Source organism: Actinophytocola algeriensis, from assembly GCF_014203735.1.
GTDB lineage: Bacteria > Actinomycetota > Actinomycetes > Mycobacteriales > Pseudonocardiaceae > Actinophytocola > Actinophytocola algeriensis.
Window position 1 is genome coordinate 84,425 of record NZ_JACHJQ010000005.1, and the last position, 17,781, is coordinate 102,205.

A 17,781-nucleotide genomic window follows, 5' to 3' on the forward strand; every position below is an offset into this window, starting at 1 on the left:
TGGGAATACCACCACAAGTTCGCTCTGTCTGCGCACCGGATGTGCTGGCAGGCTGGTCTGAACGGACGACCTGAGACACGGGTGGTGGTCAGGTGATCGACGTGATCGCACTCGGTTGTGGCGCCGCGCTGGCTGTGACGGCCTGGCTGTCCGTGCTGCGCACCGTGTTCGTCCCGCGCTCGCGCTCGTCGCTGCTGATGCGCACCGTCGTCGGCGGTACGTGGTGGCTGGGGTCCCGGGCGGCGCACCGGCTGCCGAGGGCCACCGGCGAGAAGGTGATGGAGCTGTGCGCGCCCCTCGCGCTGTACGTGGCCGCGGCGTGCTGGCTGGCCGCCACACTCGGCGGGTTCGCGCTGATGGCGCCCGTGCTCGCCGGGGTGCCGCACACGTGGGACGGCCTTTCCGGGTTCCTGCTGCTGCGCACCGGAAGCCTGCTCGCGGTCGGCGCGTGGGTGTCGGTGGCGCTGGTGCTGATGTCGTTCGTCCTGCACCTGTTCCGGGTCACCTCGGCGTACAGCCGTCGCGAGCTGGTGGTGGCGCGGATGTCGATCCGGGCCGCCACGGCCACGGAGGCCGAGCAGATCCTGGCGGAACACCTGCGGCTCGGCTCCCGCGACCACCTCGACGGGCTGTTCGCGCGGTGGACCGAGTGGCTGGCCGACATCCGCGCCACCCACACCGGCTACCCGGCGCTCACCATCTACCGCCCGGCCACCGACCTGTGCTGGCTGGACGCCGCGGTGCTGGTCCTCGACGCGGCCGCGCTCACCGAGGCGGTCGCGCCGCAGTGGGCGCCGCCCAGTGCCCGGTCGGTGCTGGAGGCGGGGGCGGAGTGCTTTCCCGCGCTCGCGCGGCAGGTGGGGCTGCGCCTGCCGCGTCCCGTGGTGAGTCTGGAGGGCCGGGAGGAGCGTGATTTCGACCTGACGTTGAAGGTCGCTGTCGACGCCGGGTTGCCGCAGGAACACGACGCGCTGGAGGCGTGGCCGGTGTTCCAGGACTGGCGGACCCGGTACGCGCCGTACGTGATGGCGATGAATCTGCGGCTGTGCTACTCCGTGCCCTGAAGCCGCTTTTCGGGACGTGGCCCGGTGTGATGAAGGGGCCCTTCATCACACCGAGCGCAACGAAGGAGCCCTTCATCGCGCCGGGTGTTACGAAGGGGTCCTTCATCGCATCGAGCGCAACGAAGGGGTCCTTCATCACGCCGAGCGCAACGAAGGGGTCCTTCATCACGCCGGGTGTTACGAAGGGGTCCTTCATCGCATCGAGCGCAACGCGACCGACGTCGTCAACCGCGGGGAGGCGGGCCCGCGCCTTCCGCGTGGTTGAACTCGTAGCCGACGCGTTCCGGGCCGCCGTCCACGAAATCGGTGATGACGCTGGGGTTGGCGTGGATGTTCACCATCACCGCGCGGTCCGTGCCGACATTCGTGAAGGTGTGCGGGATGTGCGCCGGGACGACGCACACCTCGTCCGGTCCGGTGGTGCGCACGGTGCCGTCGGCCTCCAGTTCCACGCGGCCGTTGAGGGTGACGAAAACCTCCTCGTAGGGGTGCACGTGGCGTTTCGGGCCCGCGCCCGGTGGGAGGTCGACGATGAACGCGGAAACGGTGATGCCGTCGCCGTGTTTGCTGCCGTCGAAAATGCGCGCCATGATCTCGCCGTCCAGCCGGACGGATGGGAGGTCGGCCATCTTCACGATCTGCATCTCTGGTCCTTTCGTGTCCGGCTCGACCAGCTGATAGCTGCCGGAGGACACCGTCGGGATGTCGACGGCGGCCAGGAACGCCTGGGTTTCCGGTGCGGAGAAGAAGGCGTCCACGGTGGCCTTCGCGTCCCCGGCGGTGGCCCAGTGCACGGAGACGAACCACTCGCCGTCCGAGGACAGTGCGGTCTCCCGTGACACGAAACCGGGGCGCAGCGCCATGTAGCCGGTTTCGACCTCGTGGTTGAGCCTGCGGAACTCGGACTCGCCGACTCCGTCGCGCAGCTTGAACCGGATCGTCTCGATCGTACTCATGAAACACCTCAAGGATTTGTCGGAGACTTCCGCCCGATACGCGAGTCAAGCAGGCGCACCGGTGCGCGGCCAAGTACGGGAATCGGGTTCGCGGCGACTTGTACAAGTCGCCTGCCGGTTACGTCGGATTGCCGGAGTGACACCGTTTCCCCGCCGACTTAACGACGTCGTCCGGAACGTCGTCCGCGTGCTGTCGGTCCGATATCGGCGTGGCTAGCTTCGAACCGAGACGGTTTTCGCGCCCGATGAAGGAGGGTTTTCACCGTGGCAACGCAAGAAAACAACAGGTCCGTTCGGGACGCGACCTTGGACCTCCTCCGGGAACTGGGGATGACCACGATCTTCAGCAACCCGAGCCACACCGAGATGAAGCTGTTCGAGGCCTGGCCCGACGACTTCCGGTTCGTGATGGGGCTGCAGGAGGCGGCCGTCGTCGGCATGGCGGACGGCTACGCGCAGGCGACCGGCACGCCGTCGCTGGTGATGATCAACGGCGGCCCAGGGCTCGGCAACGCGATGGGTTCGGTGTACACGGCGGCGAGCGCGCACACGCCGATGGTGATCCTCGGCGGGCAGCAGGCGCGGAAGATGCTGCAGGGCGAACCGTTCCTGCACGCGAAGAACGCCACCCAGCTCCCGCAGCCCTACATCAAGTGGGCCGCCGAACCCGCCCGCCCGCAGGACGTGCCCGCGCTGCTCGCCAAGGCGTACAACATCGCCAAGCAGCACCCGCAGGGCCCGACGTTCGTCGCGGTGCCGGAGGACGACTGGGTGCGTCCCGCAGGCCCGCCGGTGAAGGTGCGGACCGTGGAGGCCGCCGTGGTGCCGAACCCGGCCGTGCTGGCCAGGCTGGCCGACGAGCTGAACGCGGCCGAGCGCCCGGCGCTGGTCGCCGGGCCCGCGGTCGACGCGCAGGGCGCCAGGTACGAGCTGGTGCGGCTGGCCGAGAAGCTGGGCGCCACCGTGTACGGGAGCCCGGTGTGGCCGAGGGCCAGCTTCCCGGAGAGCCACCCGCAGTTCGCCGGTGTGCTGCCGCCCATCCCGGAGATGATCGCGGAGCGGCTGGGCGCCCACGACGTGGTCGCGATCCTCGGGAGCCCGGCGTTCACGCTGTTCACCTCGGCCGACCTGTTCTCCACCGCCGACGCCGAGCTGGACACCAGCCCGCTGCCCGGACTGCCGGAGGGCACCCGGTTCCTGCACGTCACCGACGACCCGGAGGCGGCGTCCTGGTCGATGGCGGACGCCGCCTACGTGTGCCCGCCGGGCCTGGCGGTCAAGCAGCTGGTGCCGCTGGCGCGGCAACGGAACGGGGTGGCGGCCCCGGTGCAGAAGCCGACCTACCCGGTGCCCCAGGCGTCGGAGCCGCTCACCCAGGCCTACCTGTTCCACCTGCTGTCGCAGGAACTGCCGGAGGACGCGGTCCTGTTCGAGGAGCTGCCGATCGCGCGGGCCGACTTCCACGAGCAGATCCCGCTCGGCCCGTCCAACGGGTACTACGCCACCGCGAGCGGTGCGCTCGGGTTCCCGTTCGCGGGTGCGGTCGGCTACGCGCTCGCCCGCCCCGACCGCCGTGCCGTGGTCGTCGTGGGGGAGGGGTCCGCGCAGTACACGCTGCACGCGCTGTGGACGGCCGCCCGGCACAAGCTGCCGGTCACGTTCGTCATCCCGAACAACTCCGGGTACCTGTCGCTGAAGTACTACCTGGCCGACCAGGAGGCCTGGCACGTCGGCTGGGACCTGTCCGATGTGGACATGGCGCAGCTTGCGCAGGGCTTCGGCTGCCCGGCGGAACGGATCACCTCACCGGACGGCCTGCGTGACTCGCTGAAGAAGGCGCTCGCCGCGGACGGACCGGTGCTGCTCGACGTCGTCGTCGAGGACCCGGGGTTGTTCCGACTCTGACACGCAGAAGACGGGCGGCCGCGCGGGTGCGGCCGCCTTCTTCATTCGCCGACCCAGGGGGTTTGTCCATGACGATTGCCAGTTGGCCGAAGGAGGCCGTGGCCGGCCGGGAACGAGAACGTCCCGTCGTGCCACGCCGTGGCGCGGCCGCCATCGTGGCGTTCGTGGCGGTCCTGCTGCCCGCCGCGTCGACGGTCCCGTCCCCGATCTACGTGGTGTACCAGCGGGAGTGGCAGTTCCCCGACTCGATGATCACCGTCGTGTTCGGGGTGTACTGCCTGTCGGTCCTGGTGAGCATGCTGCTGTTCGGCTCGCTGTCCGACCTGGCCGGGCGCCGTCCGGTGATCCTGCTCGCGGTCGCCGCGGTGGCACTCGCGACCGTCGTCTTCCTGTTCGCGGAAGGACTTCCGTGGCTGGTCGCCGCGCGCGTGGTGCAGGGGTTCGGCGGCGGCATCGGGGCGAGCGCGCTCGCGGCCGCACTGCTCGAGCTGGCGCCGGCGGGTGCGCGGTGGCGGGGTGCGCTGAACGGCAGCGTCACGCCCGTCATCGGGATCGGTGCCGGCGCGCTCGGTTCCGGGATGCTGGTCGAGTACGGGCCCTCGCCGACCCGGCTGCCCTACGTGATCCTGCTCGTGCTGCTCGTCGTCGCCGCGGCCGGCATCGCGCTCGTCCCGGAGACCGCACCCTGCGGCGCCGGCGCGAGCTGCCGGTTCACGTTGGCGCCACGGCGGATCCACGTGCCGGCGCCCGCCCGGCGCGCGTTCGCGGTGCTGTCGTCGGCGATCGTGGCGGTGTGGGCGGTCGGCGGGCTCTACATGGCACTGGGACCGTCGGTCGCGGTGGCGGTGCTGGGCAGTGAGAGCCAGGCGCTCGGCGGCACGGTCATCGCGGTACTCGCGGGCAGCGCGGCGGTGGCGCAGGTGAGCTGCCGCCGGGTGGCGCCGCGGCCCCAGCTCACGGCAGGCGCGGCGGCGCAACTGGCCGGGCTCGTCGGCGTGCAGGCGTCCCTGCTGGCCGGCTCGCAGTCCGCGTTCCTGCTCGGCACGGTGGTGCTGGGCTTCGGCTGGGGCTGCTCGAACATGGCGGCGTTCCGGCTCGCCAGCGCCCTCGCGACACCGGAGCGGCTCGGCGAGGTCGTCGCGGCCATCAACATCGTCGCCTACCTCGGCACGGTCGTGCCGACCGTGGCGGCGGGGATCGCCACCACGCAGATCGGCCTGCTCGGCGCGACCGCCCTGCTGATCGCCCTGGTCGGCTCGCTCGTGCTGGCGTCCGTCGCGGGACTGCGGTACCTCCCCGCCTCGGCACAGTAGGTCCCCCGTACCACAAAGGGAGGGCGCTCACGGATCGTGAGCGCCCTCCTTGTCGCGTGTGCGGTCAGACCCTCGGGCCCGGCACCAGCGCGTAGCTGCCGGACTCGACCGTGCCGGTGTCCACGGCACCGAGGAAGCCCTGGGTCTCGGGTGCCGAGAAGAACGACCCCATCGTGGCCCTGGCGTCCTCCTCGCTGGCCCAGTGCACGACCACCAGGTACTCGCCGTCGGCGCTCTGCGAGGTCTGCCGGGACAGGAAACCTGGCCGCAGCGCCATGTACTCGTCCTGCACCCGCTGGTTGAGCACGCGGAACTCGGCGTCCCGTACGCCGTCGCGCAGCTTGAACCTGATGGTCTCGACGGTGGGGCAGGTGCCGTTGTGGCCGGGGGCGTGCCCGTTCTGGCCGAGCGCGGCGGTGTCCGGGCGCACCGAGGCCACCGCGTTGAACACGCCGTCCGGGTCGTAGCGGTCGGCGACGGCCAGCAGCCGTGCCGCGTTGGGTCCGAACGCGACGGTGACGCGCTCCTGCTCGTCCGTGCCGAGGAGGTTGGGGTACCCGCCGGGGAGCGCGTGCTGCGCGAGGTCCGCCGACAGGTCCCGCGCCCAGTGCCGGTGCGCGGCACCGCCGTCGTCGCACGTGGCGGGTTCCCAGGCGGCGCAGATCTCCACCAGCAGGTGGTCGCGGCGCAACGCGAACGCGGTGTCCGCCGGGGCGACGCGGGTGGCCGCGCCGTGGAAGTTGTGCAGGAACAGGCCGGTGAACGGGGACGTCACCCGCGACATCGCGTCGACGATGATGTCGATCGCGTCGTCGGTGAGGGCCGGCACCCACCGGGTGCGCATCTCGTTGTGCCTGCCGTCCACGATGCTGGGGTCGAAGAGGCTGAGCACGTCCGGATAGGACATCACGTCGACCTGTCCGGACACCGGCGTGCCCAGTCCGCGCACCCGCGCCACCCACGGCTCCGCCTCCCGCGCGTCCCCGCACCACACCGGGAGCAGGAACAGCAGCGGCACGCCGTCCGGGCCGCCGAAGAACCCGGCCATGATCGTCAGGTCGTCCGGGGCCGCGCTGATCAGCTCCTGGTAGCGGTGGAGCACCGCGGCCGCCTGCGAGAGCGGGAAGAGCAGCAGCCCGGCCTGCACCGTGGACACCGGGTGCAGCCGGAACCGTGCCTCGGTGACGATGCCGAAGTTGCCGCCACCACCCCGCAGCGCCCAGTACAGGTCGGGGTTCTCGGTCTCGCTCGCGGTGACCTTCCCGCTGTCGGCGAGCACGACGTCGGCGCTGATCAGGTTGTCGCTCGCGAGCCCGTGGCGGCCGCCGAGGAGCCCGTAGCCACCACCGAGCGTCAGGCCGGTGAGGCCGACCTTGTTGATCACTCCGGTGACCGGCGCCAGGCCGTGCGGGCGGGCGGCGGCGAGCACCTCGCCTGCCCGCGCGGCGCCCTGCACGGACGCGGTCGCGGTCTCCGGGTCGACGCGCACCCGCCGCATCGCGCCGAGGTCGATGACCAGTCCGCCGTCGCGGAGCGCGCGGCCTGCCCAGTCGTGCCCGCCGCCGAGCACCGACAGCGGCAGCCCGTACCGGCGGGCGCAGCGCACCGCGGCCATGACGTCCAGGTCGTCGACACAGCGGGCGATCACCGCGGGCCTGCGGTCGACGGTGCCGTTCCAGATCCGCCGCACGCTGTCGTATTCGTGGTCCGATTCCACCAGGGCGGGGCCGCGCATCGTCAACCGCAACTCGCGCACGGCGTCTGTCGTCGTCGAGGGCAAGGACGTGGCGAGTGACATGTGGTTCTCCTCGGTTCGGTTTCACGGCACCGAATTGGTAGTCCTCTCGCAGGAATATCCCCGCGTACCGGCGACGGCGGCAAGGCGCGGGCGCGGGGTCGCCGGGACTCCGTGAAATACCCGGCGGCCGCGGCGCACCGTGCGGCCGACCTGACGTAGTGCGGCATTTCTTCCGCGCCGAGATGAGCGAATGGAAAACCGTCGGTAGCGTCGCGTGGGGTATGCGTACAGAAAGGTCAGGTAGGTGAGCGTGACGACGTCCGGCACACTTCGGCTCTCCCAGCCGGCCGGGCGGTGGGTCATGGTCGCCACCGCCCTCGGCGCGGGGCTGGTCCTGCTCGAGACCACCGTGGTCAACGTGGCGTTGCCCGCCATCGGGAGCGACCTCGGCGCGTCGCTCACCGGGCTGCAGTGGTCCGTCAACGCGTTCACCCTGACCCTGTCCGGGTTCATCCTGCTCGGCGGTGCCCTCGGGGACCGCTTCGGGCGCAGGCGGATCTACCTCGTCGGGATGGCCTGGTTCGCGGTCGCGTCGCTGCTGTGCGGGCTCGCCGACGACGTCGGGTGGCTCATCGCCGCGCGGGCCCTGCAGGGCATCGGCGGCGCCCTGCTCGTCCCGGGCTCGCTCGCGCTCATCCAGGAGTCGTTCCACCCCGATGACCGGGCCAGGGCGGTCGGCGCGTGGTCCGGGCTGAGCGGGGTCGCGGGTGCCGCGGGCCCGCTGGTCGGCGGCTGGCTCGTCGACGTCGCGAACTGGCGCTGGGCGTTCTTCGTCAACATCCCCGTCGCGGTGGTGGTGTCGGTGCTGCTGGTCCGGCACGTGCCGGAGAGCCGGGACGCGGGCCCGCCGCGCCGGTTCGACCTCGCCGGGGGACTGCTGGCCGCGGTCGGGCTCGGCGGGGTGACCTACGCGCTCACCGAGGCGGCGACGGCAGGCTGGCCGGTGGTGGCCGCCGCGATCGTCGGTGTGGTGGCGATCAGTGTGTTCCTGCAGGTCGAGCGGCGCAGCCGCGAGCCGATGCTGCCGCTCGGGCTGTTCTCCTCCCGCGACTTCTCCGCCGCGAACCTGGCCTCGTTCTTCTTCTACGGCGCGGTGGCCGGGCTCTTCTTCCTGCTGCCGATCCAGCTCCAGGTCGCCGTCGGATACTCACCGCTGGGTGCCGGGCTGGCGCTGCTGCCCGCCACCGTGCTGGTGCTCGTGCTGTCCGCCCGCGCTGGCGCGCTCACCGCCCGCACCGGTGCCCGGCTGCTGCTGTCGGCCGGCTCGCTGGTGTGCGTCGCAGCGCTGCTCCTGGCGCTCCGCATCGCGCCCGGCGCGTGGTACCTCACCGACGTGCTCCCGACCGTCGCGCTCATCGGCATCGGGATCTCGCTGATCACCCCGGCGATCAGCACCACCGTCCTCGGCGCGGTGCCCGAGGAGCGCACGGGCATCGCGAGCGCGGTGAACAACGGGGTCGCGCGGACCGCGGGCCTGGTGGCGGTGGCCGCGCTGCCGGTCATCGCAGGCCTGCCGCAGGACGCCACCGAGGACCCCGCGGCCCTGAACGACGGGTTCGTCATCTCGATGCTGGTCTGCGCGGGTCTCTTCCTGGCCGGTGGCGTGACCACCTGGTTCGGCGTCCGGCGGCACGACAAGGCCCGGCCACCCCGGGTGGGGTGAACCGGGCCTCGAACGTCTCGCCTGCTCAGCTCACGGGCGCGGGCGCCTTGACGGCCTTGTCCGGTTTCTTCCTCGGCTTGCTGAAGCGGCGCATCATCGGTCGTTCGACCAGTGTGTAGAGCAACCAGCCGAACAGCAGGGACAGCGCGAACGTGACGGCGATGAGCCCGATCGACACGAGCGTGCCGCGTGCGTGCTCGGCGCCGGGGTGGGTCACCAGCCCGATCGGCCCGTACTCGAAGACCAGGATGTGCACCAGGTAGAACGCGAAGGACACCTCGCCGAGCCACACCATCGTCCTGGTCGCGAACACCGACCGCTGCCCCGTGATGTCCGCGACCGCACCCGCGGCGACGACGAGCCCGAGCGGCAGCACCACCGGGGCCACCAGGCCCCAGGAGTCCGGGAGCGCGACCTGCAGCACGTACGCGAGCCCGAGCAACAGGAACGCGTGGCCCCTGCTCATGCCGATCCAGCGTCCCTTTTGGACGATCAGCGCCATCACGATGCCCATCACGAACTCGAAGAGCCGCGACGCGGGCATGAAATAGGTGAACCAGTACTTCCACCAGGACACCGGCTGGAAGGGCGCCACCGGGTCCTCCGGCAGCAGCTGGGAGATCAGCGGCACCACCCAGACCGCGACCGCGACGAGGCCCGCGGCCGTCCACAGCCGCGCGGCCGGGATCTTGCGCAGCCACAGCAGCAGCAACGGGAAGGACAGGTAGAACAGCAGCTCACAGGCGAGCGACCAGCTAGGGCCGTTCGTGCCCATCATCACGCCGAAGCTCGGTGACCAGCTCTGCACCAGGAACAGGCTCGGCAGCGTGTTCCCGGCGTTGATCGCGGTGCCCGCCCAGATCATCAGCGACAGTCCGGCGAGCCAGGTGACGAAGTGGTTGGGGTAGATCTTCACTAATCGCCTGCGGTAGAAGCGGGCGGTGGTGTCGTCGGGTCGTGCCGTCCAGGTCAGGATGAACCCGCTCAGCACGAAGAAGAAGCTCACCCCGAGATAGCCGGATCTGCTCAGGTACGTGTTGAGGAAGTCGCTGAGTTCGGCGTCCGCGAACAGTCTCGCCGCGGCGACGTGGGTGACGAAAACCAGCACAGCCGCGATGATTCGCATTCCCGTCAGTGACGGCAGCCGAGAAGTCTTGTCAATCATAGGACGGAATTCCACAGTATGACCTCGGTGGGAGGCCAGAACGCCGCCCGCACTCTGTGATGTCGGTGGTGGGCGCGGACTTGACGAAGTACCGGTAATCGCGCTGCGCCGTGGGAAAGGAGTTGCCAGAGTGCACTCGGAATCCCGTCCCGGCTTGTTCAGCCGTGCCCGAATTTGGTGTCGTCGACACAGGTGGACGGCCGCGTCGACCGTGCGCACGAGGAGAAAAGAGAGTGGAAATGAGTTCCCCGCCGACGCCGGAGCAGACTCGATCCAGGGGAAGTCTGGTGCTCCTGATCCTGTTCCTCGGCACCTTCACGATGGGCAGTGCGGAACTCCTCGTCGTCGGGGTGCTGAACCTCATCGCCGAGGACGCCGCGGTGTCGATCAGCGCCACCGGCAACCTGGTCACCGCGTACGCACTGGGGCAGGCGATCGGCGGGCCCCTGCTCACCGCGCTCACCGTCCGCTACAGCAGGCGGCTCGTGCTGCAGGTGGCGATGGCGGTGTACGTCGCCGCGACCGCACTGATCGCGGTCAGCTCCGACTTCGGGCTGCTGCTGGCCGCCCGCGCGGTGACCGGCGCGCTTCAGGGCCTGTTCGTGGCGGTGGCCATCACGATCGGCATCAGCGTCGTGGCACCGGAGCGGATGGGCCGGGCCATGTCGGTGGTGATCGGCGGCTTCGCGGTGTCCACCGCGTTCGGCGTCCCGCTGGGCACACTCGTCGGTCAGCTGGTCGGCTGGCGCGGCGGCTTCTTCGGCGTGGTCCTGGTCGGCGTGCTGGTCCTGGCCGCGACACTCGTGTTCATCCCCAGGATCGAGGCCTCCGGCACGACCGGCATGCGCTCGCAGGTCCGCCACGCACTGCACCCGAGGGTCGTGGCGGTGCTGGGCTTCGCGGTGCTGCTGTTCGCGGGCCAGTTCGCCGTGCTGACCTACATGGAGCCGTACCTGGGTGACATCGTCGGCATCTCCGGCGGCCTCGTCAGCGCGTTCCTCCTGGTGTTCGGCATCACCAACGCACTGGGCACGTTCGCGGGCGGCAGACTGGCCGACCGCAACGCGACGCTGACGATGGTGGCGTGCTGCCTGGCGCTGGTGGTCGCACTGGGCGCACTCAGCTTCGCCGGTTCCGCTGCGGTGCTCACGGCGTTCCTCCTGGGAGTGTGGGGCCTGGCCGGCTTCGCGGCGGTGCCGTCGGTGCAGTACCGGGTGACGGCCCTGGCAGGGCCTGGCCGCGACCTGGCCGCGTCACTGCCGGCGTCCGCACTGAACGCGGGCATCGCGATCGGCGCGCTGGTGGGCGGCCTGACGGTGTCCGGCGCAGGCCTGGACGCCATAGCCGTGACAGGCGCGATCATCTGTGCCGCCGCGGTCCCGGTCGCGTGGGCCACCGGCTTCCTGAAGACACCGGTGGTGCCCGCGGAGACCGACCCGCAGACAGTCCCCGCACACACGTGATTTCCAACCGATGAAAGGGTGAACCATGTCCGGTGAGCTCAAAGGAAAGCGAGCCCTCGTCACGGGCGGCACACGAGGAATCGGCCTGGGCATCGTAGAACGGTTCCTGGAGGAAGGCGCGACCGTCGTCACCCTGGCACGAAACCCGGCGCCCCACCTCCCACCGGAAGCCACACTGGTACGAGCCGACCTGAGCACCCTGGACGGCGTCCAGTACGCGGCGAACGAGGCACTGTCGGTACTCGGCGGCCTCGACATCCTGGTGAACAACGCGGGCGGCACGGAAAGCGGCGCCCGCCCGTACATCAACGGAATATCGTCGATCCCGGACGAGCTGTGGGTGGACGTCATGAAGACGCACTACCTGGCCGCGGTCCGCCTGGACCGCGCGGTCCTCCCGGGCATGATCGAACAGGGCGGCGGCTCGATCATCGAGATCGTCTCGAACTCCGCCCGCCGCCCGATCCCGCCACTGCTGCACTACACCGCGGCGAAGGCGGCACTGGCCAACTACGCCAAGGGCCTGGCAACGGAGGTGGCACCGCACGGCGTACGCGTGAACAGCGTCTCACCGGGCCTGACGAAAACGCCGAGCATCGACGGCGTGGTGGGCGCCATCGCCGGTGACACCGGCCAGGACCCACAAGACGTCCGAAAGATGCTGGTGGAACTGGAAAGCGCCCCACTCAGGGGCGAAAGCGCCCCGGAAGACGTGGCGAACGTGGTCGTCTTCCTGGCCTCTGACCGCGCTTCCCGAGTAACGGGCGCCAACTACCTGGTGGACGCGGGCTCACTGTCGGAGGTGTGACAGCGGAAAGAGAACCGGCCGGAGGAGCAATCCTCCGGCCGGTTCTCTGTGCGCGAGCGAGTGCAATGTCGTGAGGGTGCCGACAGGACGCGCCGCCTGGATGCACGGATGGTCGAGCCGCGTCTTCCTGCCTCGCGCCCGCACCGGGCCTGGCCTTGGCCCGGCGTGACGAAGGGGTCCTTCATCACGCGGGGCGTTACGAAGGGGTCCTTCATCACGCCGGGCGTTACGAAGGGGTCCTTCATCACGCCGGGCGCCACGAAAGGCCCTTCGGGACGTTGAGCGTCCCGAAGGGCCTTTCGTGGCATCGTCCGCACAGCGACCAGGGCGCCAGCCCACCCCGCCGCAGGCAGACCACCGAAAAGAGTCCCTGCCAAAGAACCGAAGATGCCAACCGAAGAGCCATCCCAGAGACCTGCCTCTCCGGCGAGGAGGCCCGTCCGGCAGGACGCCCGTCCGGCGAGGACAAAACCACACCGAGCAGAACGACCGGCGAGGACAACCACACCGTGCACTAAACCGAAGAAGGAACCTCAACCAGAGCAGCGAGCCCGGCAGCGGCGATGATCTCGTCCTCGCCGCGAGCGCTGCCGGAAACCCCGACAGCACCGACGACAGAACCGCCCAGCGAGATCGGCAGCGCACCGGGCAGCAACGAGAACCCGGGCCGGTTGGACAACCCGGCGAGCACAGCCGGATCAGCGGAGGCGAACTCCGCCAGAGCCTGGGTGGACATGCCGTAGCCGGCGGCGGTGGCCGCCTTGTCCACGGCCAGCGATGTGGTGGCGAACGTCGCGGCGTCCATGCGCACCAGTGCCTTGAGGTTCCCGCCACTGTCGACGACGGCGACGCACACCCCCGCTCCGAGCGACTCGGCGTGCGCGATCGCGGCGTCGACGACACGACGGGCTTCGACGGCGGAAATGGTCATGACTACCTCCTTGAAAGGGGAAAGACCCGGGCGGCAGCCGCCACCCGGGTCGATCCGGTCCACCACGGTTCAGGCCCGCGGCGCGTACGCCACCGCGGCGATGCCGAACTCCACCCCGGCGATGATCGGGTCGAAGTACTCCCAGTACTCACGAACCAGACCGGAGGCGTCGAACTTGAAGATGCCGAGGTAGTTGTTCAGGTACCGGCGACCGCCGACGAGCACGCACTCCGAGTCGAACCTGGCGAACACGGTGTCGTCGGCCTCCCACGTCTCCCTGATCGGGAAACTCAGGCTGTCGAACATCGACGGCATGCCCTTCCACCGGTCGTAGATCGCTGCCTTGCCGACGAGGTGCCGGGGGAACATCCGCGTGCCGAACGGGTAGTACTGCGCGCCTTCGTCGGCCCACAGCTCCATCCAGTCGTCGATGTTCCGCTCCTCCAGCAACCGGAGGAACGTCCCCACCGTCGAGACGTTGCGGCTAGGGGCACCCATGTCAACGCGCCTGTGGCCCGATGACCCAGTGCTCGGTGAACAGCAACCGGTGAACGTACTTCGGCTCGGCGATCGAGAACAGATCCTCTTCCGCACGAGCGAACTCCGGCGACGAGAGCGCCGCGGCGACGGCGTCGGCGTCGTCGAAGTACAACTGGTAGGCGGCGTCGAGCACAGCCTCACCGATGCCGTAGTAGCCATCCGAGGTGAAGCCCTGCAGATACCGGCGCAACCCGGGCACCTCGGCCATCAGCTCGGCGTGCTTGCCGAGGCTGCGCTCACGGAACTCCTTGAGCGGCAACCCTTCCCGGCGCTTGGCCAGCACGATCATCTTGACGCCGCCGGTGCCCGGCCGCACCTCGTGCGCGAACGTGTCCAGCACGACCGTCCGCCAGAACGCCGCCCACTTGGGCTCGTCCAACCGGGCACCCTGGAGGAACTCGTCGGTCTGCAGCGACGCCAGCTGCTCTTCCACGTTCTCGAGCCAGATCTCGGCGACCCCGCTCCACAACGGCTCGGCTCCGGGGTCCTCGCCAGGGAAGGGGATCCGCTTGTCGATCAGGTACTTGCGAATCTGCGGGATCTTGCTCGCGTACTCGACCGCGTGCACGTCGAGCCAGTAGTCCTGGAACTCCCGCTCGGTCATGCCAGGCTTCGGCGCGGCGAAAATGAGCTGGTGAATCATGATGCTCCCTGTCCGTTCTGGCGGATCCTCAGACCTGGTAACGCTTCTTGACGTCGTCGGCGAAGCCGAGGTAGTCGCGCAGCGGCCACACTTCCTCGAACTCCAGGTACTCGCGCATCGGCAGCCTGCCGAGCGCGGTGCGGTCCAGCTCCTCCGCGTCGGGGGAGTCGATGATCGCGATGACGCGCTTCTGCGCGGCCACCTTCCAGATGCCGACGCAGAAACCGGAGTCGACGGTGTCCTGCGCGTGCTCGGCCTCCTCCTGCTCGATCTCCCACAGCTCGTCGAGCGTGATCCGGCCTTCGTGGTTCCACTTCATCTGCACGTAGAACAGCATTGGAGTACCTCCTCGGTCAGGACTTCGCGCGGATGGCGCCGGTCAGCGGGTGGTCGTCCCCGAACACCTCGACCGCGAGGTCGAGCGGGGTCTTCCCGTCGTGTCCCACCAGATCGAGCCGCGCGCCTGCCTCGATGACGGCCCGCGCGCACTCCTCGTAGCCGTGCCACAGCGCGTCGTGCAGCGGCGTGTACCCGTTGGTGGCGCCCTGGAAGTCGAGGTTCACCCCGGGCCAGGCGGCGATCATCGTCGTCAGCTCGACGTGTCCGTTGTAGACGGCCTTGTGCAGCGGGACGGCGCCGAACGTCGGCTCGGTGGCGTTGACGTCCGCGCCCGCGGACAGCAGCAGCCGCGCGATCTCGGTGTGCCCGTCCCGGGACGCGACCAGGAGCGGGGTGTGCCCGTCGTTGAACCCGTTGACGATGGGGAACACCTCGTCGATCTCGGCGCCGTCGGCGATCAGCGCGCGCACGCTGTCGACCTCGCCCGCGCTGACCGCCGCCATCAGCTTCTGCGTGGCCACCTGTTCCTCGTCGGAGGCGATGCGCGCGTTCAGGTACTTCTCCGCGAGCAGCAGGCGGTCCTTGCCGATGGTGTTCACGTTCAGCTCGTAGGCGAAGTGCTCCTTCAGCGAGAAGCCGTAGTGCGTGCTGAGGTTCAGCCCGGCGCCCGCGTCGAGCAGGTACTTCGCGACCTCGGGGAACTTGAACCACAGCGCGTCCATCAGCGGGGTGTGCCCGGTCGTCGGGGCGACCGCGTCGACGAACGCGCCCGCCTCGACCAGCGTCCGCACCACGTCGAGGCTGCCGCCCTGGCACGCCTTGTGCAGTGCGGTCGCGCCTGCGCCGCTGTCGGCGGTGAACACGTCCGCGCCGCGACCGACGAGCAGGTCGGTCATCGGCGCGTCGGCGCGCCCAGCGGCGATCATCAGCGCGGTCAGGCCGCTCGCCGGGTCCCGGTGGTTGACGTCCGCGCCGAAGTCGAGTACCTCGGAAACCGTTGCGTGGTCACCGTTCCAGGCGGCGGCGATCAACCGCCCGTTCGCGTCCGAGGTGAAGGCCGCGATCTCCCCGTTGGGGTCGAAGTACACCTTCCACCGCACGATCCGGCCCGTGTCGTCGACGACCATCTCGTGCGCGTCGAGGATCTCGAACTCCTGGCGGGTCCGCGTGTGCGCGGCCCTGGTGTAGATGGTCGCGATCGCGGTGTCGCCGTCGGCGCGCAGCCCGCGCATCGCGTAGTCCAGCACCTCGGTGGTCTCCGCGCGGACGGCGAACGCCTGCCGCACCTCGTCGACGCCGTGGTGCACCCCGAGATAGGGGATGACCCGGTTCCACTCGTCGCGCGGGAGGTCGAACTCGATGTCCGGAGAGAGCAGCGCCAACGCCGAGTCGAGGTCGCCGTTCTCGAGGCTGGAGAAGTACTTCTCCACCACCTGCCTGGTTTGTTCCGTACTCATCAGGAATTCCTCCCGCGCCTTGTCGGCGGCTCCGGTCCGTGCGCCATTCCTTGGCAATTGCGCCAGCCGGACCCGCCCCCGGGCAAAGGATCCGGGGGCGGCGGGGGTGACAACGTCAAGTGGTGCGCGGACTTCGGGAGGTCGGCCGTGCGCGGGAGGAAGCGAGCACGGCGAAGCCCCCGCGCCGTGGCGCGGGGGCTTCGGTCACACCACGGTCAGGAGGACGACCGGCCGCGGGGCACGAGCCGGACGCGGATCGGCTTCTCCGGGCCCAGCGTCAGCAGCGGCCGGGGGACGACCGGGTCCTGCGACTCCAGCTCGAGGCGGTAGCGCTGCAACGTGCTCGCGATGACGAGCAGCATCTCGGTCATCGCGAACTGGTTGCCGATGCACAGGTGCGGGCCGGAGCCGAACGGGAGGTAGGCGCTGCGGTCGCGTTTCGCGACCTCGTCGGCGGTGAACCGCTCCGGGCGGAACTCCTCCGGCTCGTCCCAGAACTCCGGGTGCCGGTGCGCGTGGTACGGGCTGAAGAAGATGTCGGTGCCCGCGGGGACGCGGAACCCGCCGATCTCGTCCTCCTCCAGCGAGCGCCGCGACGCCAGCCACTGCTGCGGGTACAGCCGCTGCACCTCGTCGAGCACGGAGCGGGTGTAGGTCAGCTTGCTGCAGTCGGCGAGGGTCGGCGGCCTGCCGTCCAGCTCGTCGTCGATCTCGCGCAGCACCCGCTGCTGGACCTCGGGGTGCATGCCGAGCCGGTACCAGGTCCACGTGAGGACGTTCGCGCCCGTCTCGTGGCCTGCCCACAGCATGATCATGACCTGGTCGCGCAGCTGCTCGTCGGTGAGACGGGCGCCGGTCTCCTCGTCCTCGGTCATGATCAGCATCGACAGCAGGTCACCCCGGTCCACCTGGTCGGTCAGGTGCTGGGTGATCACGTAGTCGATGATCTCCTCGACGACCGCCCGGTTCGCCCAGTACCGCCGGTGGCCCGCCGTCGGCACGGACAGCGGCAGCAACGGGAACTGCATCCACGCGCCGAGTTCGTGGTCGACGGTGTCGATGGCCGTGGCGAAGCGGTCGCAGACCTCGCCCTCCTCCAGCGCGAACAGCGCCCGCGCGACGACCCGCAACGTCAGGCTGCGCATCTCGGGTGCGGTGTCGATGACCTCGCCTGCCGCGGCCTTCTCGTCCCACCGCTCGAGCCGGGCCTGGATCACGGCCAGCATGTGCTCGGCCATGGTCGCGACGCGCTGGTAGTGGAACGACGGCTGCATCAGCCGTCGCATCGAGCGCCACTCCTCACCGCCCTCGACGGTGGCGAGCCCGCGGCCGAACAGGGTGCGGGACATCTTGTACGGCATGGAGCTGCGGTCGTAGGCCCCGGCCTTCTGCTGCAGCACCCGCCGGATGTGGTGCGGATGGCGCAACAGGATGATCCGGTTGGCGGCCAGCCGGAACGACGCGACGTCACCGTGGGTGTCCAGCACGTTGGTGAGGAAGGCGAGTGGGGCCTTCTGGTAGGTCAGCATCGTGCGGACGAAGTTGGCCGGGCCGGGTGGGGTGGGAAGCGGCACGGCAGTCGATCCTGCCAGAGCGACTCGCGCTCGCGAGGGCCGTTTGGTCGAATCCGCTCCGATGTTTGCCCCGTCCAGTATCTTGCCTACTTGCTCCTTCGGTGGCCGCCGAGCGTGAGGACCGACATGCCAGCACGAGAGCCCGTCCCGCAAGAGCACCGG

15 protein-coding genes are annotated in these 17,781 nt (G+C 69.9%); 6 read left to right on the top strand and 9 right to left on the bottom strand.

What is annotated here, in order from left to right:
- Window positions 1-92 precede the first annotated feature (92 nt).
- Window positions 93-1,064 carry a hypothetical protein gene (locus FHR82_RS22960; RefSeq protein WP_184812586.1) on the top strand — a complete coding sequence of 324 codons (972 nt, stop codon included), beginning with the start codon at window positions 93-95 and terminating at the stop codon, window positions 1,062-1,064.
- Between the two features lie 224 nt (window positions 1,065-1,288).
- On the opposite strand, the gene FHR82_RS22965 is transcribed toward FHR82_RS22960, so the two are convergent.
- A complete protein-coding gene (locus FHR82_RS22965) occupies window positions 1,289-2,020 on the bottom strand; it encodes a cupin domain-containing protein (RefSeq protein ID WP_184812587.1) in 732 nt (243 codons plus the stop codon).
- 264 nt (window positions 2,021-2,284) lie between these two features.
- Between FHR82_RS22965 and mdlC the strand changes: the two genes are divergently transcribed.
- Together mdlC and FHR82_RS22975 are read left to right on the top strand one after the other, a co-directional pair.
- On the top strand, window positions 2,285-3,925 hold the full coding sequence (gene mdlC, locus FHR82_RS22970) for a benzoylformate decarboxylase (RefSeq protein ID WP_184812588.1): 1,641 nt from the start codon (window positions 2,285-2,287) through the stop codon (window positions 3,923-3,925).
- 68 nt (window positions 3,926-3,993) lie between these two features.
- The gene (locus FHR82_RS22975) at window positions 3,994-5,238 is read left to right on the top strand and encodes an MFS transporter (protein WP_184812589.1); all 1,245 of its coding nucleotides are present in this window, start codon (window positions 3,994-3,996) and stop codon (window positions 5,236-5,238) included.
- A gap of 64 nt (window positions 5,239-5,302) precedes the next feature.
- Here FHR82_RS22975 and FHR82_RS22980 read toward each other — a convergent pair whose 3' ends face one another.
- Window positions 5,303-7,036, bottom strand: coding sequence for an FAD-binding oxidoreductase (locus tag FHR82_RS22980; protein ID WP_221464200.1), 1,734 nt, complete (start codon window positions 7,034-7,036; stop codon window positions 5,303-5,305).
- Window positions 7,037-7,280: 244 nt separating this feature from the next.
- On the opposite strand from FHR82_RS22980, the gene FHR82_RS22985 reads away from it, so the two are divergent.
- Entirely contained in the window at window positions 7,281-8,699 is a 1,419-nt protein-coding gene (locus tag FHR82_RS22985; protein WP_184812590.1) for an MFS transporter, read from the top strand.
- 25 nt (window positions 8,700-8,724) lie between these two features.
- On the opposite strand, the gene FHR82_RS22990 is transcribed toward FHR82_RS22985, so the two are convergent.
- Window positions 8,725-9,864 (bottom strand): acyltransferase family protein, encoded by a 1,140-nt coding sequence (locus FHR82_RS22990; protein WP_260418080.1) that lies wholly within the window; start codon window positions 9,862-9,864, stop codon window positions 8,725-8,727.
- Window positions 9,865-10,151: 287 nt separating this feature from the next.
- Here FHR82_RS22990 and FHR82_RS22995 point away from each other — a divergent pair, with 287 nt between their 5' ends.
- The gene (locus tag FHR82_RS22995) at window positions 10,152-11,327 is read left to right on the top strand and encodes an MFS transporter (RefSeq protein WP_221464201.1); all 1,176 of its coding nucleotides are present in this window, start codon (window positions 10,152-10,154) and stop codon (window positions 11,325-11,327) included.
- Between the two features lie 25 nt (window positions 11,328-11,352).
- On the top strand, window positions 11,353-12,135 hold the full coding sequence (locus FHR82_RS23000) for an oxidoreductase (protein ID WP_184812593.1): 783 nt from the start codon (window positions 11,353-11,355) through the stop codon (window positions 12,133-12,135).
- 514 nt (window positions 12,136-12,649) lie between these two features.
- On the opposite strand, the gene FHR82_RS23005 is transcribed toward FHR82_RS23000, so the two are convergent.
- From FHR82_RS23005 to FHR82_RS23030, 6 genes are all read right to left on the bottom strand, one after another.
- Window positions 12,650-13,066 carry a GlcG/HbpS family heme-binding protein gene (locus FHR82_RS23005; protein WP_184812594.1) on the bottom strand — a complete coding sequence of 139 codons (417 nt, stop codon included), beginning with the start codon at window positions 13,064-13,066 and terminating at the stop codon, window positions 12,650-12,652.
- 69 nt (window positions 13,067-13,135) lie between these two features.
- Window positions 13,136-13,534 (bottom strand): nuclear transport factor 2 family protein, encoded by a 399-nt coding sequence (locus tag FHR82_RS23010; RefSeq protein ID WP_184812595.1) that lies wholly within the window; start codon window positions 13,532-13,534, stop codon window positions 13,136-13,138.
- 31 nt (window positions 13,535-13,565) lie between these two features.
- Entirely contained in the window at window positions 13,566-14,249 is a 684-nt protein-coding gene (locus tag FHR82_RS23015; protein WP_184812596.1) for an EthD domain-containing protein, read from the bottom strand.
- Window positions 14,250-14,277: 28 nt separating this feature from the next.
- A complete protein-coding gene (locus FHR82_RS23020) occupies window positions 14,278-14,586 on the bottom strand; it encodes a muconolactone Delta-isomerase (protein WP_184812597.1) in 309 nt (102 codons plus the stop codon).
- A 16-nt stretch (window positions 14,587-14,602) separates the two neighbouring features.
- Window positions 14,603-16,045: an ankyrin repeat domain-containing protein gene (locus tag FHR82_RS23025; protein ID WP_184812598.1), complete on the bottom strand. Its 1,443-nt coding sequence runs from the start codon at window positions 16,043-16,045 to the stop codon at window positions 14,603-14,605.
- Window positions 16,046-16,260: 215 nt separating this feature from the next.
- A complete protein-coding gene (locus FHR82_RS23030) occupies window positions 16,261-17,619 on the bottom strand; it encodes a cytochrome P450 (protein ID WP_184812599.1) in 1,359 nt (452 codons plus the stop codon).
- Window positions 17,620-17,781 lie beyond the last annotated feature (162 nt).